The following is a 19,241-nucleotide window of genomic DNA, read 5'->3' as shown; positions in this document are numbered from 1 at the left end:
TCGATTTTTTTTGACTTAATTTTTATTCTTTTATACAAATTTCTGCCTTTCAACTAAATAGGTGGTAAGAATTTTGTCAAAATCTTTAGTGATATCTGCTTCTACATATTTTATTCTGTATTGAGAACATTTCAATTTAAGATCATAAAAATAAGAGGAAACAGCTTTTTGGTAATTTTCTTTGATATTGTCCGCATACAGATTTACATGCTCACCAGTTTCTACATCCACAAATCGAGTAGGGCGATTATTAAAATCAAAGTTTAATTCCTTAGTACTGTCAAATGTATGGAAGAGCACTACTTCGTGTTTATTATATTTAAGATGTCTTAATGCTTCAAACAATTTTTCTGGACTTGAGGTAGCTTGTAGCATATCAGTAAACAAGAAAATTAGCGATCTGCGATGAATTTTTTCTGCTATCTGATGTAAAAAAGTATAGGTGTCTGTATTCTTGGATTTGGTAGTAGTGGTAACTATTTGACTAAGTTTACTTAATAGCATCTGATGATGTCTTTCACTACCTTTTTCCTGAGTATAGTAATCATATGTATCACTATAAATACTAAGGCCAATAGCATCTCTTTGTTTTTTTAGAATATTCATTAAACATGCCGTTGCCAGTGCAGAAAAGCTAATTTTGTTTAATGATCCCAGATGGTGCTCTTGTACCTTTGGATAGTGCATAGAAGATGAGTTGTCAATGATAATATGACATCTTAGATTAGTTTCTTCTTCATATCTTTTTGTAAAAAGTTTATCTGTTTTGGCATAGAGTTTCCAATCGATGTGTTTAGTACTCTCACCATTGTTATAGACTTTGTGCTCTGCAAATTCTGCAGAAAATCCATGAAAAGGACTTTTGTGCATTCCTGAAATAAAACCTTCTACTACTTGTTTAGCTAAAAGTTCAAGATTGGTAAAGCCTCCTGTTTTATTAATTTCATTTTGGATATTCATAACCCCAACTGTCCTTTTGTAAAAAGATTTATATTATATATTAATAATGGAAACAATATACGGATAACTAATTTATTTCATAAAAAAACGGTTTGACTATAAGCCAAACCGTTTTTTGAAATTATTAAGGCAGTTTTAGATTAATGAATCTAAAGCTTCTGCATATACATTTTTAGGAGAAACACCTACTTGACGACCAACTACTTCTCCGTTTTGGAAAACTAATACTGTTGGAATATTTCTCACACCATATTTTGCGGCAAATTCCTGATTAGCATCTACATCAACTTTACCTACCACAGCTTTTCCATCATATTCTTCACTGATTTGCTCAATAATTGGACCTACCATTCTACAAGGACCACACCATGCCGCCCAAAAATCTACTAATACTGGTTTGTCACTTTTTAGTACTACTTCATCAAAAGTAGCATCTGTTATTTCTAATGCCATAGTTATCTATTTTTTAAAATTCTTGTTTTATGTTAATTTCACAAAATTAGTCAATAATTATTCTAAAGCTTACAGTCAGAATATTTGTTTTGACTATAGGGTCATCAAATTTATTGATACCAAATATAGTATTAAATAATGCTGTTAAAGAACAATTGCTTTAATCTTTTAGTTTTTAATAATAGAATTTCAAGAAAAGATTAATGCTGATCTTCTTTATTGTAAATCCCTATTAAATGCGTTCTTACATCTACTGAGATTTCATCTCCTTTAGGGATTTGTATTTTCATTGTTTTGCTTTTTACCAAAGGCATATGACATTGTATGCAGTTGTTGTTCATTTTCTCAATGTTGTTTTTGTCTCCAGAACATTGTACAGTTTTTTTCAATGAAGCATGACAATTCATACATTTTTGATTAAATGATAAGAAATTTCCTCTTTCTTTTTTATGTGGATCATGACAAGTGATGCAATCAAGAGCATTACTCTTTGTAAAACATTTACTAGCTTTCAATAAACCATATTGATTTCCGTGTACATCTAATTCTTCTAAACTAGATTCATCATAATCAGGGAATGAAAACTTTTTTAGTGTATCCCCGATCATATAAGAAAAAGCTCGCTCTGTTGTTTCTGTTCTTAAACCAGAATGGCAAAGGGCGCAAGCGTCTAATCGTTGTTGACGAGATAAGGAACTGTATTGTATAATATGTTTAGCTGTTTTATCCTTAGGGTGTTGTTTGTGATACTTCACATGATCTTGTACAGGTCCATGACAACGTTGGCAATCAATCCCATATACTATGTTTTTTTTATGAAACTGATTGCCTTTTTTATTACCAGAAATATTTTGTACAAAGGTAGTGTGGCATTCTAGGCAACGTTCTAATACAGGTCTAGCTGGAGCTAATTGATCTGGAGCGCCAGGACTATTGATCCAACTGTCTGTAGGAGTGAAATAAGAAGCTTGTAATTGCAATAAATGATTATTGTTCCACATCAGATATGATTGTCCTTTGGTCCCAGATCCTACCGCAATATCCATCTTAGCTGAATAAAAAGGCGTATTTTGATTATTAAATATAGGTTCTTGATAAAAGGCACTATCTTTTTCTACGAAGTGAAAAGTAACATCTTTATTCAGAATTAATGTATTTTCACCTTTTTGAAAACTTCCTTTGATGGTATTTTTGTTTACGGGTTGGAAAGAATTGAAATGAGCGGTTTTATAATGCTCCTCAACTATTTTTTGATGACAATCTACGCACGTTGAAGAATCAATAAATTCCATTCCATTAGAATGAGTTGCTATTGGAGTAATAGCTATATACTCAACAGTATTCGATTTTGTTGTCCGTAAAACGAAATAAGATAAGATGCCAAGAATGATAATACTTATCAGTATAGTATATAAAGTATTCTTTTGCATATTATATGATATGGGTTTTTCTACAAGATAAGATAATTTTAAAGCAGGCTAGTTTATAAAGTATTTAAGAATTGGTATAAATCTGTTTCTTTATCAAGGTTTAGTTTCTTTTTTAATCGATATTTTGATTTCAGAACACTATCAGGCAAAACATTGAGCATGGTTGCAATCTCCTTAGTAGTAAGGTTCATTCTTAAGAAAGAGGCTAGTCGTATTTCTTTTTCAGATATTTGATCATAGATCGACTTAAGTTTATGATCAAAATTATTATGTACATCGGCAAAGTATGATTTAAACACTTCCCAATCCTTGTCTTCAGCACTTTCTTTTTTTAGAAGTAGCACTAAACGTCTAAATTCTACTTTAAAAAGCTCAGGAGAATTTTTAATGCGTTCGAGGTTTTCTTTTAATTCCTGAATAAAGCTATTTTTTTGTACTAAATGGAGTGTTTGTGAAGTAAGCTCTTTCTTTTTAAATTCAATTTCTCGTTTGTATATTTCTTCTTGTTTTTCACGTGCTATTTTATTCTTTTTTATACGCTGTCTAAATCCAAAGAATAACAATCCCGAAACTGCAATAAATGAAATCATTCCTCCTGCATATAACGTTTTACGAAGATTACTGATTTCTACCTGTTGATTTAGATTTTTTATTTCTTCTTTTTGTAAAGCAATTGCCGCTTCTTTTTTCTCAGTCTCATAAGTAATTTTTAGCTCTTCGATTTGTTTAGATTTAGCGACATTATCTAGACTATCTGATAACTGGATATATTGTTTCGTATCTGATAAGGAATTTTTGTAGTCTTTTAATAATTCATAGGTATCTGCTCTTTGTTGGTAGGCGTTTTTAAGTTCGTTTTTTGCTCCCATTGAATCTGCTTTTTGGATTGCATTTTCTAAAAATTCTAACGCCTTTTTACCGTCTCCTTTTTTGGTTAAGATAAACCCCATTGTATTAAGAATAGATATATGGTTCGTCGAAAACTCATTTTCTACACTTAATTTCAGACTCTTTTTTAAATAATCTTGTGCTTTTTCGTAATCTCCATCCTGCGCAAGTAGTTCTCCAAGCCCAGCATAAGAATTCATTATATTATCTTTTATATTATACTTAATGGCTATATGTAAACCCAATTCGATATGTTCTTTTGCTTTGTCCAGTTTGCCAAGACTTTGGTAAGATTCTCCAATTTTAATATGCGTATTACTTATATAAATGTTATCATTAGTTTCTGTATAGATTTTTAAAGCATCCTGATAATATTGTATTGCTTGAAGAAGATTGTGTCGTCTTGCTTCAATATCTCCTATTTGGGAGTTTATATCTGCTTTTCTATATGGCTCACGATCGATCGTGTCTAATATTCTTAATGCTAATAAACTCTGTTCTACAGCTGTTTTGAAGTCGCCTTTGTCATTATAGATGATAGCTTTACTTCCTATACCTATGCCATAGTTTAAATAATCATTTGCTTTTTTAAATTCTTCGTTAGCAAAATCCCTAAGATCCAGTGCTTTGTCAAAATTTCCTTCATCCTGAGCAATTTGAGCAAGCTCAGAATACGATTTAGAGATCATGACACGATCTTCTGATGCTTTTGCAAGATCTAATGTTTTGTTATAATAGAATTTTGCTGAGTCGAGTTGATGAATTAAATAGAAATAAACACCTAAATGATAATTACCAACAGTTACTCCAGAAGGATAATCTATATTCTTTGATATGCTAATCGAGTTTCTCGCATGTTTTTCGCCTTTTTGAGGGTTTGTATATACTTCCTGATAATACAATCTGGCAGAAGTCATCACTTTTTCATAACTATCAGGCAGCGAATCATAAACTTTAATAAGACTGTCAATCATTTTTTGATTTTGGGTGAAGACTACTTTTGGAAAAAATAAAAGAAAAACTACACTTATTAGAGCTGAAGATTTCATAAAAATGGTCGTTTAGTTACCATCTAAGTTACTTAATAAATTACTATAATAATAGAGGGTTGTCCAGATTAGGAATGATCTTTTTTAAAGTGAAAAGGTTGTTGAAATTGATTTTTCCCCACTATTAATTCTTGCTACCTATTGAAAATACTAAGAAAACATTTAAAGTAAGTGCGTAATTGAATGTGGTAAGTGGTTTTATGTAATTGATTGATTTTTAGAGGCTGTCCATACTTTGTCCATACCTAAAATTAGGGGTTACACAACTTTTCGGATAGTTTTGACTCGTTGAATCAATAAAAACATAAATCATGAAAACTTCAATTTTAAAAATGCCCCAAGCGTTTATATTAATTAGCTTAATATGTTCTTGTATTGCGTGCAGCTCTTGTAGTAAGGATGAAGATCCTATTCCAGGAGAACCAATTAATCCCGAAGCGAATACTATTAATGATTTTATTAATAATCTTGATTATGATGCTAATCAGTTATTGGGTGTTGAAGAAACTGGTGGAGAAGCATTATTGAAAACGCCAGGTGAAACAACTACTGATGTAACCTCTTTAGAAGGCGAAAGAACAACCTGTGTTCGTGTAGATTATAATCTTAAAGCGAATTTTGAGGATGTGGCAATTCTACGACCAACTAGAGGAATCATTTGGCCAGGAGCATTAGTGGTTGGAAATGAATCTATGAGAGATGGTTTGCCAGAAGCATTTACCTTAGGTAGGGCACCAATGACAATCCGTTTAGATCTGCCAGGTATTGGTGAAGCAGGAAATATTAGAGTAGAAGATCCAATAAATTCTAATGTACAAGCTAAAATTGATGAAGCATTAGAATATTGGAATGCCAATGCCTATGACGAAGGATACACAAACCCATCTAATTCTTCTTATGCTGCAAGCACTTCGTATAGTTCTAAACAAATGAGCTTAGAAGTAGGTATGAATACAGAGTGGGCGACTGGAGATGTATCTGCGCAATTTAATTATGAAACCACTTCGACCAGAAGAGTAGCTATCATGGTATTTAAGCAAGTTTTTTATACAATAACGATGGATACACCAAATAATCCAGCAGCTGTATTTGGAGCGGATGTATCATTAGCACAAGTTGAGAATGCATTTAATTCTAGTACACCACCAGCATATGTACATTCGGTAAATTACGGTAGGATTATTATGTTTAGAATGGAGACTACGGCAGAAGCAACAGAGGCTCAATTAACAGGTGCTTTTAACTATGCTAGTGGTGTAACCAGTGCTTCTGGAACCGTAGAGGCAAAGTATAAAGAAATCTTGAATGAATCTAATATTACTACCGTTACTATAGGAGGAAATGCTGCAGTAGCTTCTGAAGCCGTGTCTGCACAAAATTTTGGAGACCTGCAAACCATCATAAAAGGTGAAAATGCAACATACAGTAGAAATAATCCAGGAGTTCCTATTGCATATACCATACGATTCTTAAAAGATAATAGTTTAGCAAAAATGGGATATTCAACAAATTATGTAGCTTTAAATTGTACTAAGGTAGGTGTTACACACAATCAAATAATATTTACAAATAATTTGGCAGATAATTTTAGAGTTGGGATAGAGTATAAGAACAATCTTACTAACGATGTCTCTTATGATAAAATTGATTGGAAATTTAATACAACCGACGGAGCTAAAACAGCAATTACTCCGCCAAATGGAGCCTATGATATATTTTACCATGTAGAAAGAGATAGGTTTGGAGATAGTGGTTATGAGAGCAAATTAGTCGATAATATTGGTGGTCATGTCCATGATTATGAAGATTGCTTTGAATCTTATAGAGACGTGCTTGAAGTAAAAGTAAGAGCTTGTCAATAAAAAAGATAGATTCACCTCTTTTCAAAGTCGGCATCGTAAGTTGTGATTCAACAACTTGATGCCGGCTTTTAGTATTTTTTATTAATTAAGTTTATAATAGACAGAATCATTTTCAAGAGCTGCAAGTAATTCTGGGGATATATTTACTTTCTGTTTTCTACTTGGCATATGTAATTTAAGTTTTTCAGCCATTTCGAAGATCACAAAGTTTAAGGTGTGGTTTCCAGAATGTTCTGTTAATAGTTCTTTTAAGTCATCAATTCTTTTGTCAGATAGTGTATTGATATCTAATTGTATAGTTAGTTTTCTAGCATAGGTTTCCATCACATCATGTAATAATTGGAAACTATTAAATTGTATTCTTGGGTCACCTTTTTTGCCAGTATCTCTGTTTACCCATCCTTCTTTAATAAAAGCTTTTGCATAGACAAACGTACTTTGTACTAAAAATGGCCTATGTTTCAAATAATCTTCTCCAAAAATTCTAAACTCATGAGCTGTATTATAATCTTCAATAATAAAAGTAGCCCAACCTTTTCCGTTTTTAGAAGTTCGATGTTCTACTCCAGTAATTACACCACCAAATGATATCTCGCGATTCAGGTTGTTTTCTAAATCAGCAAAATTTAGCAAAGTTCCATTACAGAAATATTTCATTTCATATTTAAAGTCATCAAGTGGATGCCCAGAGAGATAAATCCCCACAACTTCTTTTTCTCGAGCAAGTTTTTCCATCGTTCCCCATTCTTCGCAAGGAGGAACAATTGGCTCGGGAATCTGAACATCGCTAGCTTCACCAAATAAACTTACCTGAGAAGAGTTTTCATTTTCTTGATATTTGGATCCATATTTCATGGCTTTTTCAAGAAATGTAATACTATCTCCATCTTGATAAAAATATTGACCTCTATGAGTTTCTTTAAAAGAATCAAAACCGCCAGCTAGTGCTAAGCTCTCAAAAGCTTTTTTATTGGCAGCACGTAAATCTATACGTTTCGCCATATCAAAAATGGATTTATATGGGCCATCTTCTTTTCTGTTTTCGACAATAGTGGCTACAGCTCCTGTACCAACACCTTTAATCGCGCCCATACCAAACCGTACGGCTCCATCTTTGTTTACCGAGAATTTTCTATAGGATTCATTAACATCAGGTCCTAACACTTCTAATTTCATACGTTTACATTCTTCCATAAAGAAAGTAACCTGTTTGATATCATTCATGTTATTAGAAAGCACGGCAGCCATATATTCTGCAGGATAATGAGCTTTTAGATATGCCGTTTGGTAAGCAATCCATGCATAACAAGTAGAGTGAGATTTATTGAAGGCATAGGCTGCAAAAGCTTCCCAATCTTTCCAGATTTTTTCTAATTTATCTTCTGCATGACCTTTGGCAGCAGCTTGCTCAATAAATTTAGGTTTCATTTTATCCAGAACAGCTTTCTGCTTTTTACCCATCGCTTTACGAAGTACATCGGCTTCACCTTTAGTGAAATCTGCAAGTTTTTGAGACAGTAACATCACTTGCTCCTGATATACCGTGATTCCGTAGGTTTCTTTTAGATATTCTTCACAGGCTTCAAGGTCATATATTATTTCTTCTGTACCGTGTTTTCGATTAATAAAGCTCGGAATGTATTCTAGTGGTCCTGGTCGATATAAAGCATTCATTGCAATAAGATCTGCAAATACAGTAGGCTTTAATTCCTTCATGTATTTTTGCATACCAGGAGATTCATATTGGAAAACCCCAACTGTTTCTCCTCTTTGGAATAAAGCATAGGTTTCTTCATCATCTAAAGGAAAATTCTCTGGATCAAGTTCTACTCCATGTTTTGCTTTTACAATTTTAACGGTATCCTTGATCAAAGTTAACGTCTTTAATCCCAGGAAATCCATTTTTAGTAAACCTGCACTTTCTACTACCGAGTTATCAAACTGAGTACAGTACATGTCAGAATCTTTTGCTAACGCAACAGGAACAAATTTAGTAATGTCATCTGGTGTAATGATAACTCCACAAGCATGTATACCTGTGTTCCTAACAGAGCCTTCCAGTACTCTGGCTTGATTCAGTGTTTCTGCTTCGAGATCGCTACCTTCTGCAATATTGAGTAATTCATTTACTTTTTCTAATTCGTCACTTCTAAACTTTTTCTTTAATACAGCTTCGTCTACCCCAAAGATTTTACCCAGTTTGGACATATTAGGAATTAGCTTTGCTATTCTATCCGCATCTCCAAGTGGAAGATCCAATACTCGCGCAGTATCTCTAATAGAAGATTTTGCCGCCATGGTTCCATAGGTAATAATCTGTGCTACTTGATTAGCTCCATACTTTTCGATTACATAATCCATTACTCGTCCTCGTCCTTCATCATCAAAATCGATATCAATATCAGGCATACTTACACGATCTGGATTTAAGAATCTCTCAAAAAGCAAGTCATACTTAATAGGATCCAGATTGGTAATCCATAGACAATACGCGACCGCAGATCCAGCTGCAGATCCACGTCCAGGGCCTACAGAAACGCCCATATCTCTGGCCGCTCGAATAAAGTCTTCCACAATCAGGAAATATCCTGGATATCCTGTGTTTTCTATTACTTTAAGCTCAAAATCTAATCGTTCATCAATCTCGGGAGTAATTTCTCCATATCTTATCTTAGCACCTTTGTATGTTATATGTCTTAGGTATGCATTTTCTCCTCTTTTACCACCATCGATATTATCTTCTTCAGATTGAAATTCTTCTGGGATGTCAAAGGCGGGTAATAGAACATCTCTAGCAAGCACAAAAGGTTCTATTTTATCAATTACCTCTTGTATATTGATAATGGCTTCGGGAAGATCTTTGAATAAATTTTTCATCTCCTCAGAAGACTTAAAATAATATTCTTGATTAGGTAATCCGTAACGATATCCTCTTCCTCTCCCTATTGGAGTTGCTTGTTTTTCTCCGTCTTTTACACATAAAAGAATATCATGTGCATTGGCATCTTTTTTCTCGCAATAATAGGTGTTATTCGAAGCGATGGTTTTTATATTATGTTTTCTGGAGAAGTCTATCAAAACTTGATTTACACGATTTTCATCTTCTTGATTATGACGCATAATCTCGATGTATAAGTCATCTCCAAACTCTTCTTTCCACCATAACAAAGCTTCCTCCGCCTGTTTTTCACCAATATTCAATACTTTACTAGGAACTTCACCATATAGATTACCAGTAAGTACAATGATATCTTCTTTATACTGCTTGATAACCTCTTTGTCAATTCTTGGTAGATAATAGAATCCATCTACAAAACCTATAGAAGACATTTTTGCTAAGTTATGATACCCGTTTTTATTTTTTGCGAGTAATACAATTTGATAACCATTGTCTTTTCTAGATTTATCCGTATGGTTTTCACAAACAAAGAATTCACAACCAACGATAGGCTTTATTTCTACTCCTGTAGGTTCCTCTCCATTTTCAACAGCTTCTTGATTGGCTGCTTTTACACTTTTATTATGATTAGTAACTGCAGATACAAAATGAAATGCACCCATCATATTGGCATGATCGGTCATCGCAACTGCAGTCATTTTATGCTTTGCTGTTTCTTTTACTAAATCAGGAATGCTCGTTGTTGATTGTAGCACTGAAAACTGAGTATGATTGTGAAGATGTGCAAAGTTAACAGCATCTAGTGCTGCAATATTGTCCTTGATTTCTTGCTGAGAAATATCAGAGCTACCTTGTTGATCTAATGCCTCTTGGATTTTTTGAGAGGCTTTTTTTAGGTTTATGTGTTTAAGTCCTATTAATTGAATAGGTTCTTTGTTAACCTCCTTAAAATTCTGAAAATAATCAGGTAATACATCAAGTTCTTCTTGTGTGAATACCTGCTTACGAATTAATTCCAGAAAACATCTTGTAGTAGCTTCTACATCGGCAGTTGCGTTATGGGCTTCTCCAAATGCAGTTCCAAATAAAAATTCGTGTAGTTCTGTTAACGTTGGAAGTTTAAACTTTCCTCCACGACCTCCAGGAATCTGACATAAACTAGCAGTGGTTTCTGTACAAGTGTCAAGAACAGGTAGTTCTTGTAGTTGATTTTGGATACCAAGCCGATAAAACTCAGCTCCCATAATGTTAACATCGAAACCTACATTCTGACCTACAACGAATTTGGTTTTGGATAACGCAATATTAAATTTCTCTAAAACTTCAGCTAAAGTGATACCTTCTTGATCTGCCAATGCTGTAGAGATCCCATGAATTTTTTCAGCATCGTAAGGAATATTAAAACCTTCTGGTTTTACCAAGTAATCCTGATGTTCAATGCAGTTTCCCATTTCATCATGTAACTGCCAGGCAATCTGGATACATCTTGGCCAGTTGTCTGAATCACTTATGGGAGCATCCCAACGCTTAGGTAGACCTGTAGTTTCGGTATCAAAAATTAAATACATAAAAAATCAGTTTCGAGAAAGTTTCATCTTCCAGTGGAAGCGATTTTCAAAAATAGGTAAAATGATAGGTTAGAAGCGCTAAAAGTTATCCAGAATTATCAACTATCAAAAGTACCCTATATTATTAATTGAAAAATGAAACGCATTTTGAGAATAATAAATAAATCAATACATTTACGTAATTGGTTACGTAAATAGATTTAGATATGGATTTTTTTGATACAATAGGCACGATGGCAATAGGAAGTCGATTGAGAATGCTAAGTGAGAGAATCACTGAAGATGCCAGACAAGTTTATGAGTTGTACGGAGTAGGTTTAAAACCAAAATGGTTTCCAGTATTTTACGTTTTGTCGCAAAATAATGAGATGTCGATTACTGCTATTGCTAAGAAAATAGGGCATTCTCATCCTTCTGTTAGCAAAATAGTTCGAGAGATGTCTAGGGATGGAATTGTTTCTGAAAAGAAAGATGAAAATGACGGAAGAAAGAATAACATAATGCTTACTACCAAAGGTAAGAGTTTAGCCATAAGAATGGAGGATCAATGCTTTGATGTACAAAGTGCAGTTGATGATATATTGGATCAGACAAAGCATAATATGTGGAATGCGATTGGGGAATTTGAGTTTTTACTTGACAATAAATCGTTATTAAAAAGGGTTGTTGAGCAAAAGAAGAAACGAGAGTCTGGAAAAGTAAAGATTGTGTCTTATGAAGAAAAATATAAAGAGGTATTCAAACGGTTAAATGAAGAATGGATAAATCATTATTTTAAGATGGAAGAAATGGACTTGAAAGCATTGGAAAATCCTAAAAGTTATATTTTGGATCAAGGAGGTCATATTTTAATTGCTTTATATAATAAAAAACCTGTAGGTGTATGCGCTTTGATAAAAATGACTGATTCTGAATATGATTTTGAGCTGGCAAAGATGGCAGTCTCTCCAGAAGCCAAAGGAAAAGGAATTGGTTGGATATTAGGAAAAGCTATAATTGAAAAAGCTGTGTCTCAAAATGCTAAGAAGATTTACTTAGAAAGTAATACTGTATTAACTCCAGCGATTAATTTGTACCAAAAATTAGGATTTAATAAAGTTGTAGGTAATCCTACTCCCTATGCTCGTTGCAATATTCAGATGGAGTTGGATCTGAATAAATGATGAAAAAGCTTAGTTGCAGATATTGTAACTAAGCTTTTTCAAAATGCTAATAGTAATTAAGAAAAGCCCTTTTCTTAATTACTATTAGTGTTAATTATTTCGAGGAGAACCGATTTGGGTGCCTATTACACTTGCTTCAGGTTGTGTAATTACTGGGCAGTTAATAATTGCTCCTGTAGCAGTTAGTAAATCAGATAATGAGTTTGCTAAAGGAGTTGGATTAGCATTACCTCTAAAAGGAATTAAAGTGCCATCTGCTAAAAGTTGATTTATTTGATCAAAACTTCTTAGAATTGGGCGCTCTGATTCAGGAACTGTAAATTCAGTAATATGTGCATCCCACATTGGAGCATAACGTTCATCACTAGGATCAATAGGGAAAGTATTTGTTGGATCTTGTACCTGTCGATCACTTAAAGAAGCCGAATTTAAGCCTTGTACTCCAAAACCGTCACCAGTATCTGTAGTTCTTCCATTTGCTGTTGGACTGAAAGGTAACATAGAACCTCCAGGAAATAATCCAAATGTTGGTAACTCTGCTAATCTTGGAGCAAATACTCCTAATTCAATAGTAGCTGGACCTGGGTCTGAAGTATCGGTTACGATATGAAAGTAATAAGGTTTTCCGTCTTGCCATCCATCTAAAAGTTGCATTACTACCGATGCTTGATCTGCGGCAAGATTTGGATTGTTTAAATCATCTTCTTGAGCAGCTGTATTACCATCTGGATGAGGAATTCTATCGTGGATTCCTGTGCTATTTGCTACCATTTGGGCATTAATTACTACACCACTAGGTAAAACCACGTAGGATGACCATGCTGAGTCTGCAATAGCGCCTGGATTTACTTCTGCAGGAGGAAAACCAAATAATAATCCATCTGCACCTCCAGCAACCAAAGATCTTTTAGGTGAAAAATCTACTGACCCTTCAAAAACCAGCCTTCCGTCATCTGTCCAAGTTGCGTTTTGTTCACCTCCAGAACCTATAGCATCTGCCATTCTTGGAGCAAAAATAACACCCAATGCACTTGCCATTTCTCTATCAGATGATTCTGTGATTACATAATAGCATTGTCTAGGACCATTTGAGGTAGTTTCCCAGCCCCTAAACATAGGGAATCTCGCTGTAGGTCCAGCTGGAACTAGCGATCTATCTGTTCGATAATCAATACCTAATATACTTGGTAAGAAAACGTTTTGTTCTGCAGTAAATGTGAGGGCTGGATTATTTACGTCATACGGAACTCCTCCATCTTGCCTAATACTTTCTAATAATAAACTAGCTTCAGATGGGGTGTCTGGTTGGTCTATTATGATTATTGAATCATCATCATCATTACAAGCTGCCAGTAATGAGGCGACTAACAAGCTTAAAAATATTGTTTTTAAATTTTTCATTTTTTGTGTTTTTAAATGTTTATATCCTAAAAAGAAAACAGTTGGCCAATTGTTTTGTGAATCAAAAACGTGAGTTTTGTTTGATATAAATTGAGACGCTGGTATTATTTTGTACTTACAAAGCAAAAAAACTGTTAAATAGATAAAATCTATCTACAAGAACAATCTGATAGATGAAAAAAAGTGCTGTTTTAAAAGGAGTTAACCTGCGAAACGGTAGAATTGTTTTTGTTATAAAAACAACCAGTATTATAGAATTATTTATAATTAATTAACGAAACAATAACATTATCGGAAGGAGTATTACAGCTCATAAATGTTAGCTAGCTAACATTTATGAGCAGACATGCTTATGTAATTAAAGACTTAAAAGGAATAATTCTTGCACATTAGTTAGAGTGGTAGCAAAGTTTTAGTTTCTGAAAAAATAAAAAAAAGCGTTCATCTTTATATTAAAGACGAACGCTTTCGCTAATTATAGTTGAGTTGTGATTAATATCCGTAATCAAAAAGTCCTTTAGTAACAGTTACACCACTTGTTGTGGTAAACTCAAAACTCCCGCTAATACATTTGCTTTCTGTGTCGTGCGAAGCAATTGTAAGTTTTCCTGATATTGCAGATGCTTTATCATTATTATAGCTATAAGAAGCACTATATGCTCCAGATCCAGTTAAAGAATGCTCTCCAACTGTAACAACTATTGGGAAGACTAGTGTTATTTCTTCAGTCTCATTACTTGCTTTAATTAAAATAGAAGGAGTATTCACTCCAAATGGAATGGCATCATGATCATCTGTGATCATTTCTACTCCATTGATGGAAGCAGTAAGAGATGCGTTTAGTAAACAAGGGTTGATTTCTTCCTCTTCTTCATCATCAACTGTTATAACTACTTCTTCTTGTTCTGGTTCTTCAATTTCAGGGACAAAGTTTTCTATAGGTAACCTATAAAACCATCCATTTTGAAAACTCATGGATTTTCCATTCGAACTTTTCAAATCTTGAAAATAAAAATTACCAGAAACCAGGTTATTATGAATTTCTGTAATTACAATTTCACCATTACTAATACCGTTTTCAGAAATGAATTTTGAGTTATCATTCTTAAAACTTACTTCATTTATAGCTTGTTGTCCTATTTTGTAAGTTCCGACATTTGTTGAAGAAGTGGTAAAACTTATAGATTCTGTATCAGTATTTCCTATAATTACTAATGTACCATCATCATGTATAATTGCTTTTTTGATATCAGGTTTGAATAATTTTCCGTCTATGGTTGCCTGTAGCGCTGGAGTGTTTACCTCAATATCTGTAGTACAGGAATTTAGAATTAGGCAGATTACTGCCAATAGTGGGGTAATTTTTTTAATCATACGTTTGGGGCTTTAAAAAACATCATTACGGCAAAACCATAATAACATATTCAGGTACAAACATATAAGGAAAATTTTAAGAAAACAACTTTTTTGCAATAAAAATCACTTTTTTTGACGATTAATGTCAAAAAAACATCGATGAAATACACAAAATTGATATTTATAAGTATTAAAAGTAAGTTTTTACCGTTTATTTAAACTTCAAAAATGAATGAATTTGATGACTGTATTATGGTCTAATTTATTATATGCAATTAAAGGGAAAGGATTTTGATGCTAATTTGCTAAAAATGATTACATTTGCGCACTTAAATTATAAACGGGGTCGAGTACCCAAAAATTAATTAATATGTCTGTTAAAATTAGATTACAGAGACACGGTAAAAAAGGAAAACCTTTTTACTGGATCGTAGCTGCAGATGCTAGATCAAAAAGAGATGGTAGATTTTTAGAAAAAATCGGTACGTACAATCCAAACACTAACCCAGCAACGATTGACTTAAATGTTGATGGAGCTGTAAAATGGTTACAAAATGGAGCGCAGCCTACGGATACTGCTAGAGCTATTTTATCTTATAAAGGTGCAATGCTTAAAAATCACCTTGCAGGTGGAGTTAGAAAAGGAGCTTTAACTGAAGAGCAAGCAGAAGAAAAGTTCAATGCTTGGTTAGAAGAAAAATCAGGTACTGTTAATGCTAAGAAAGATTCTTTAGCAAAAGCAGAAGCTGATGCAAAAGCAAAAGCACTAGCTGCAGAAAAAGAAGTAAATGCTAAGCGTGAAGCTGATGCTGCAGAAGCAGCTGCAAAAGCAGAAGAAGTGGCAGCAGAAGCTACAGAAGAAGAAGTAACTGAAGAAGCTAGCAACGAGGAAGAATAGTTGCATTACTGACGATGAAGAAAGAAGATTGCTTCTATCTAGGCAAAATCGTAAGCAAATTTAGTTTTAAGGGTGAAGTGTTGATTAAACTTGACACTGATGAGCCCGAAAGTTATGCGAAAATGGAATCGGTTTTTGTTAATTATAACAAAAATCTGGTTCCATTTTTTATTGAAAGAAGTTCACTGCATAAAAGTGATTTGCTTAGAGTAAAATTTGAAGATGTGGATTCAGAAGAAGATGCAGACGATATGATGAAAGCGGAAATATACCTTCCGTTAGATCTATTGCCGAAACTTGAAGGAGATAAATTTTATTTTCATGAAGTAATTGGTTTTAAAATCGTTGATCATTCTTATGGAGAAGTTGGTGTAATTAAGCATATTAACGACAGTACAGCTCAAGCGCTTTTCGAAATTGATCGCAATGGGATTGAAATATTGATACCAATGAATGATGAATTTATAGATAAAGTGGATAGAGAAACTAATACGGTTTATGTAAATACTCCAGAAGGCTTGATCGATCTTTATCTCTAAAAACACATGTCTAACCCATTCGAATTTAAACAGTTTACAATACATCAGGATCGTTGTGCAATGAAAATTGGTACAGATGGAGTTTTGCTAGGTGCCTGGACTCCCTTATCTGATGAAGTGAATTCTATATTAGATATAGGAACTGGAACAGGTGTGATTGCCTTAATGATGGCTCAGCGTTCTTATGCAGAGACTATAGATGCTATTGAGATAGATGACAATGCTTATGAACAGGCTGTTGAAAATTTTGAGTCCTCGGATTGGGGAGATCGACTGTTTTGCTATCACGCTTCTTTTCAGGAGTTTTTTCAGGAGATTGATGATACGTATGATTTATTAATTAGTAACCCTCCATTTTATACAGATGATTATAAAACATCTAATGCAAGTCGTGATACTGCAAGATTTGAAGATGCGTTACCTTTTGAACATCTTTTTATAGGAGCAGCTCACTTACTTTCAGAGAAAGGTAGATTTGCAATCATACTTCCTTATAAAGAAGAGGATAACGTAATAGAGATCGCAAAGAAAACTGGATTGTTTGTTCAAAAAATTACAAGAGTAAAAGGAAATCCTTCTTCAGAAATAAAAAGGAGTATGTTGATATTCGGTTTTGATCAAATTGATCCAGCAATTGATGAATTGATTATAGAAAATCAAAGACATCTTTATACAGAGGATTATATCAAACTTACTAAGGAGTTTTATCTAAAGATGTAATGAAATAAAAAAGAGAGAATTATATAATCCTCTCTTTTTCCAAATTTAATCACTCTACGAAGTTTAATTTATAAGACTATAAATTAACGATCTTAAGATGTTTACTGTAATTAGTCTTTAGTGACCCAATTTCCTTCGGCATCACAGAAAACCTCTACAGTTTCTCCATCTTCTTTAGTAAGTTCTAACTTAAACTCAGAAGCATCTTCTTTGGCAGCAGCTTTACTGATTGTAGCACCTTTAAAATCTCTGGCTACAGCATCAAGTACTGGTTGAGGTAAGTTTTCAACTGCTAATTCGATATATTTTTCCTGAGTAGTAACTTCTACAGTTTCATCAGAAGATGTTTCTTGTGCATTCATGCTTTGCGTTCCTAATAAAAGTCCAAACGCTAATACTGGCAATACAAATAATTTTCTCATTTCGTTTTTAGGTTTTAATTATTCTTTAATTTACTTAAGTAGAAGGAATAATTGTGCCATCAAATTTTACACAGCTACATGACTATTAAAGCGCTGTAAAACAGTGTTTTAAATAAAATATTAATATTGTTAAGGTTCTCTAAAATGTGTGGAAGTCGGTGCTGAAATGCGGAAATTATCCACAAATCTTGTTGCATATTAAATCACCAAAGTCAACAAATAATTACCTTCTATTTTTCGAATTATGGTATAGAATATCCTCAATGATTTAGAATATATTTTAAGAAGTCAAAAAAAATTGGTTGCTCTTTTTTCATTAATTACATTTGTTTGTAGTTTAACGATGATAATTTTGAAAATAGTTTAAAAAATAAATACGAAATCTAATGAAGCCTGATCTTTTTGAAGCACCAGATTATTATAATATAGATGACCTTTTAACAGACGAACATAAATTGGTTCGTGATGCAGCTCGTAGTTGGGTAAAAAGAGAAGTGTCTCCTATAATAGAAGAATATGCACAACGTGCAGAGTTTCCTAATCAAATCATTAAAGGATTAGCAGAAATAGGGGCGTTTGGCCCATATATCCCAGAACAATATGGAGGTGCTGGACTAGATCAGATTAGTTATGGCTTGATAATGCAGGAGATAGAAAGAGGAGATTCTGGAGTTAGATCCACTGCTTCGGTACAGTCTTCTTTAGTTATGTATCCTATCTGGAAATATGGAAGTGAAGCACAAAGGAATAAATACTTACCTAAGTTGGCTTCTGGAGAATTTATGGGATGTTTCGGTCTTACGGAGCCTGATCATGGTTCTAATCCTGGTGGAATGACCACTAATTTTAAAGATAAAGGAGATCACTTTTTGCTTAATGGAGCTAAACTTTGGATTTCTAATGCTCCGTTTGCAGATATTGCGGTGGTTTGGGCAAAAAATGAAGAAGGAAGAATTCACGGTTTAGTTGTAGAAAGAGGTATGGAAGGTTTTTCTACTCCAGAAACACATAATAAATGGTCTCTTCGTGCATCTGCAACAGGCGAACTAATTTTTGATAATGTAAAAGTTCCTAAAGAAAATCTATTACCAGGAAAAAGTGGATTAGGAGCACCTTTAGGTTGTTTGGATTCAGCTCGTTTTGGTATTGCTTGGGGAGCGATTGGAGCTGCAATGGATTGTTATGATACTGCTTTACGTTATTCTAAAGAAAGAATTCAGTTTGATAAACCAATTGGAGGAACACAGCTACAACAAAAGAAGCTTGCAGAAATGATCACTGAGATAACAAAAGCGCAGTTGCTTGCATGGCGATTAGGAGTTTTAAGAGAAGAAGGAAAAGCTACTTCTGCTCAAATATCTATGGCAAAACGTAATAATGTAGATATGGCAATAAAAATTGCTAGAGAAGCAAGGCAGATTTTGGGTGGAATGGGTATCACAGGAGAATATAGTATCATGAGACACATGATGAATCTGGAAAGTGTAATTACTTATGAAGGAACACATGATATTCATCTTCTGATTACAGGAATGGATATTACTGGAATTCCAGCATTTAAATAATAGAAGAAAAATAAATAAAGACGTTCTGGAACATCCAGAACGTCTTTATAGAATACAATTAACTCAAT

At 33.6% G+C, this 19,241-nt stretch carries 14 protein-coding genes; 6 read left to right on the top strand and 8 right to left on the bottom strand.

Features of this window, described 5'->3' with window-relative positions; translation table 11 throughout:
• Positions 1 to 30 precede the first annotated feature (30 nt).
• The 4 genes from QBK95_RS20395 to QBK95_RS20380 form a co-directional block, all read right to left on the bottom strand.
• A complete protein-coding gene (locus QBK95_RS20395; RefSeq protein ID WP_280936402.1) occupies positions 31 to 960 on the bottom strand; it encodes a DUF58 domain-containing protein in 930 nt (309 codons plus the stop codon).
• A 135-nt stretch (positions 961 to 1,095) separates the two neighbouring features.
• Positions 1,096 to 1,413 carry a thioredoxin gene (gene trxA / locus QBK95_RS20390; RefSeq protein ID WP_027394894.1) on the bottom strand — a complete coding sequence of 106 codons (318 nt, stop codon included), beginning with the start codon at positions 1,411 to 1,413 and terminating at the stop codon, positions 1,096 to 1,098.
• Positions 1,414 to 1,613: 200 nt separating this feature from the next.
• Positions 1,614 to 2,843, bottom strand: a complete 1,230-nt coding sequence (locus QBK95_RS20385; protein WP_280936401.1) for a multiheme c-type cytochrome — start codon at positions 2,841 to 2,843, stop codon at positions 1,614 to 1,616.
• Between the two features lie 53 nt (positions 2,844 to 2,896).
• Positions 2,897 to 4,780 (bottom strand): tetratricopeptide repeat protein, encoded by a 1,884-nt coding sequence (locus QBK95_RS20380; protein ID WP_280936400.1) that lies wholly within the window; start codon positions 4,778 to 4,780, stop codon positions 2,897 to 2,899.
• A gap of 311 nt (positions 4,781 to 5,091) precedes the next feature.
• On the opposite strand from QBK95_RS20380, the gene QBK95_RS20375 reads away from it, so the two are divergent.
• Complete coding sequence (locus QBK95_RS20375; protein ID WP_280936399.1) at positions 5,092 to 6,642, top strand: thiol-activated cytolysin family protein; 1,551 nt, start codon at positions 5,092 to 5,094, stop codon at positions 6,640 to 6,642.
• An 81-nt stretch (positions 6,643 to 6,723) separates the two neighbouring features.
• On the opposite strand, the gene dnaE is transcribed toward QBK95_RS20375, so the two are convergent.
• Positions 6,724 to 11,109: a DNA polymerase III subunit alpha gene (gene dnaE / locus QBK95_RS20370; protein ID WP_280936398.1), complete on the bottom strand. Its 4,386-nt coding sequence runs from the start codon at positions 11,107 to 11,109 to the stop codon at positions 6,724 to 6,726.
• A 206-nt stretch (positions 11,110 to 11,315) separates the two neighbouring features.
• Between dnaE and QBK95_RS20365 the strand changes: the two genes are divergently transcribed.
• Positions 11,316 to 12,272 (top strand): bifunctional helix-turn-helix transcriptional regulator/GNAT family N-acetyltransferase, encoded by a 957-nt coding sequence (locus QBK95_RS20365; RefSeq protein ID WP_280936397.1) that lies wholly within the window; start codon positions 11,316 to 11,318, stop codon positions 12,270 to 12,272.
• A 90-nt stretch (positions 12,273 to 12,362) separates the two neighbouring features.
• Here QBK95_RS20365 and QBK95_RS20360 read toward each other — a convergent pair whose 3' ends face one another.
• Positions 12,363 to 13,673, bottom strand: a complete 1,311-nt coding sequence (locus QBK95_RS20360) for a hypothetical protein (protein ID WP_280936396.1) — start codon at positions 13,671 to 13,673, stop codon at positions 12,363 to 12,365.
• Positions 13,674 to 14,165: 492 nt separating this feature from the next.
• Complete coding sequence (locus tag QBK95_RS20355) at positions 14,166 to 15,047, bottom strand: DUF6252 domain-containing protein (RefSeq protein WP_280936395.1); 882 nt, start codon at positions 15,045 to 15,047, stop codon at positions 14,166 to 14,168.
• A gap of 352 nt (positions 15,048 to 15,399) precedes the next feature.
• Between QBK95_RS20355 and QBK95_RS20350 the strand changes: the two genes are divergently transcribed.
• Genes QBK95_RS20350 through QBK95_RS20340 form a run of 3 tightly spaced genes read left to right on the top strand, consistent with a single transcriptional unit; the run spans position 15,400 to position 17,186 of the window.
• Positions 15,400 to 15,927, top strand: a complete 528-nt coding sequence (locus QBK95_RS20350; protein ID WP_280936394.1) for a 30S ribosomal protein S16 — start codon at positions 15,400 to 15,402, stop codon at positions 15,925 to 15,927.
• Positions 15,928 to 15,941: 14 nt separating this feature from the next.
• On the top strand, positions 15,942 to 16,466 hold the full coding sequence (gene rimM / locus QBK95_RS20345) for a ribosome maturation factor RimM (RefSeq protein ID WP_280936393.1): 525 nt from the start codon (positions 15,942 to 15,944) through the stop codon (positions 16,464 to 16,466).
• A 6-nt stretch (positions 16,467 to 16,472) separates the two neighbouring features.
• The gene (locus QBK95_RS20340; protein WP_280936392.1) at positions 16,473 to 17,186 is read left to right on the top strand and encodes a tRNA1(Val) (adenine(37)-N6)-methyltransferase; all 714 of its coding nucleotides are present in this window, start codon (positions 16,473 to 16,475) and stop codon (positions 17,184 to 17,186) included.
• Between the two features lie 110 nt (positions 17,187 to 17,296).
• On the opposite strand, the gene QBK95_RS20335 is transcribed toward QBK95_RS20340, so the two are convergent.
• Positions 17,297 to 17,608: a hypothetical protein gene (locus QBK95_RS20335; protein WP_280936391.1), complete on the bottom strand. Its 312-nt coding sequence runs from the start codon at positions 17,606 to 17,608 to the stop codon at positions 17,297 to 17,299.
• A gap of 386 nt (positions 17,609 to 17,994) precedes the next feature.
• On the opposite strand from QBK95_RS20335, the gene QBK95_RS20330 reads away from it, so the two are divergent.
• Positions 17,995 to 19,173 (top strand): acyl-CoA dehydrogenase family protein, encoded by a 1,179-nt coding sequence (locus tag QBK95_RS20330; protein ID WP_280936390.1) that lies wholly within the window; start codon positions 17,995 to 17,997, stop codon positions 19,171 to 19,173.
• The last annotated feature ends 68 nt before the right edge of the window (positions 19,174 to 19,241 follow it).

This window comes from Aquimarina mycalae (assembly GCF_029906345.1).
In the GTDB taxonomy this organism is placed as follows: Bacteria; Bacteroidota; Bacteroidia; order Flavobacteriales; family Flavobacteriaceae; genus Aquimarina.
Note: the sequence above shows the minus strand (reverse complement) of the source record. Positions and strands in the feature narration are given on the sequence as shown.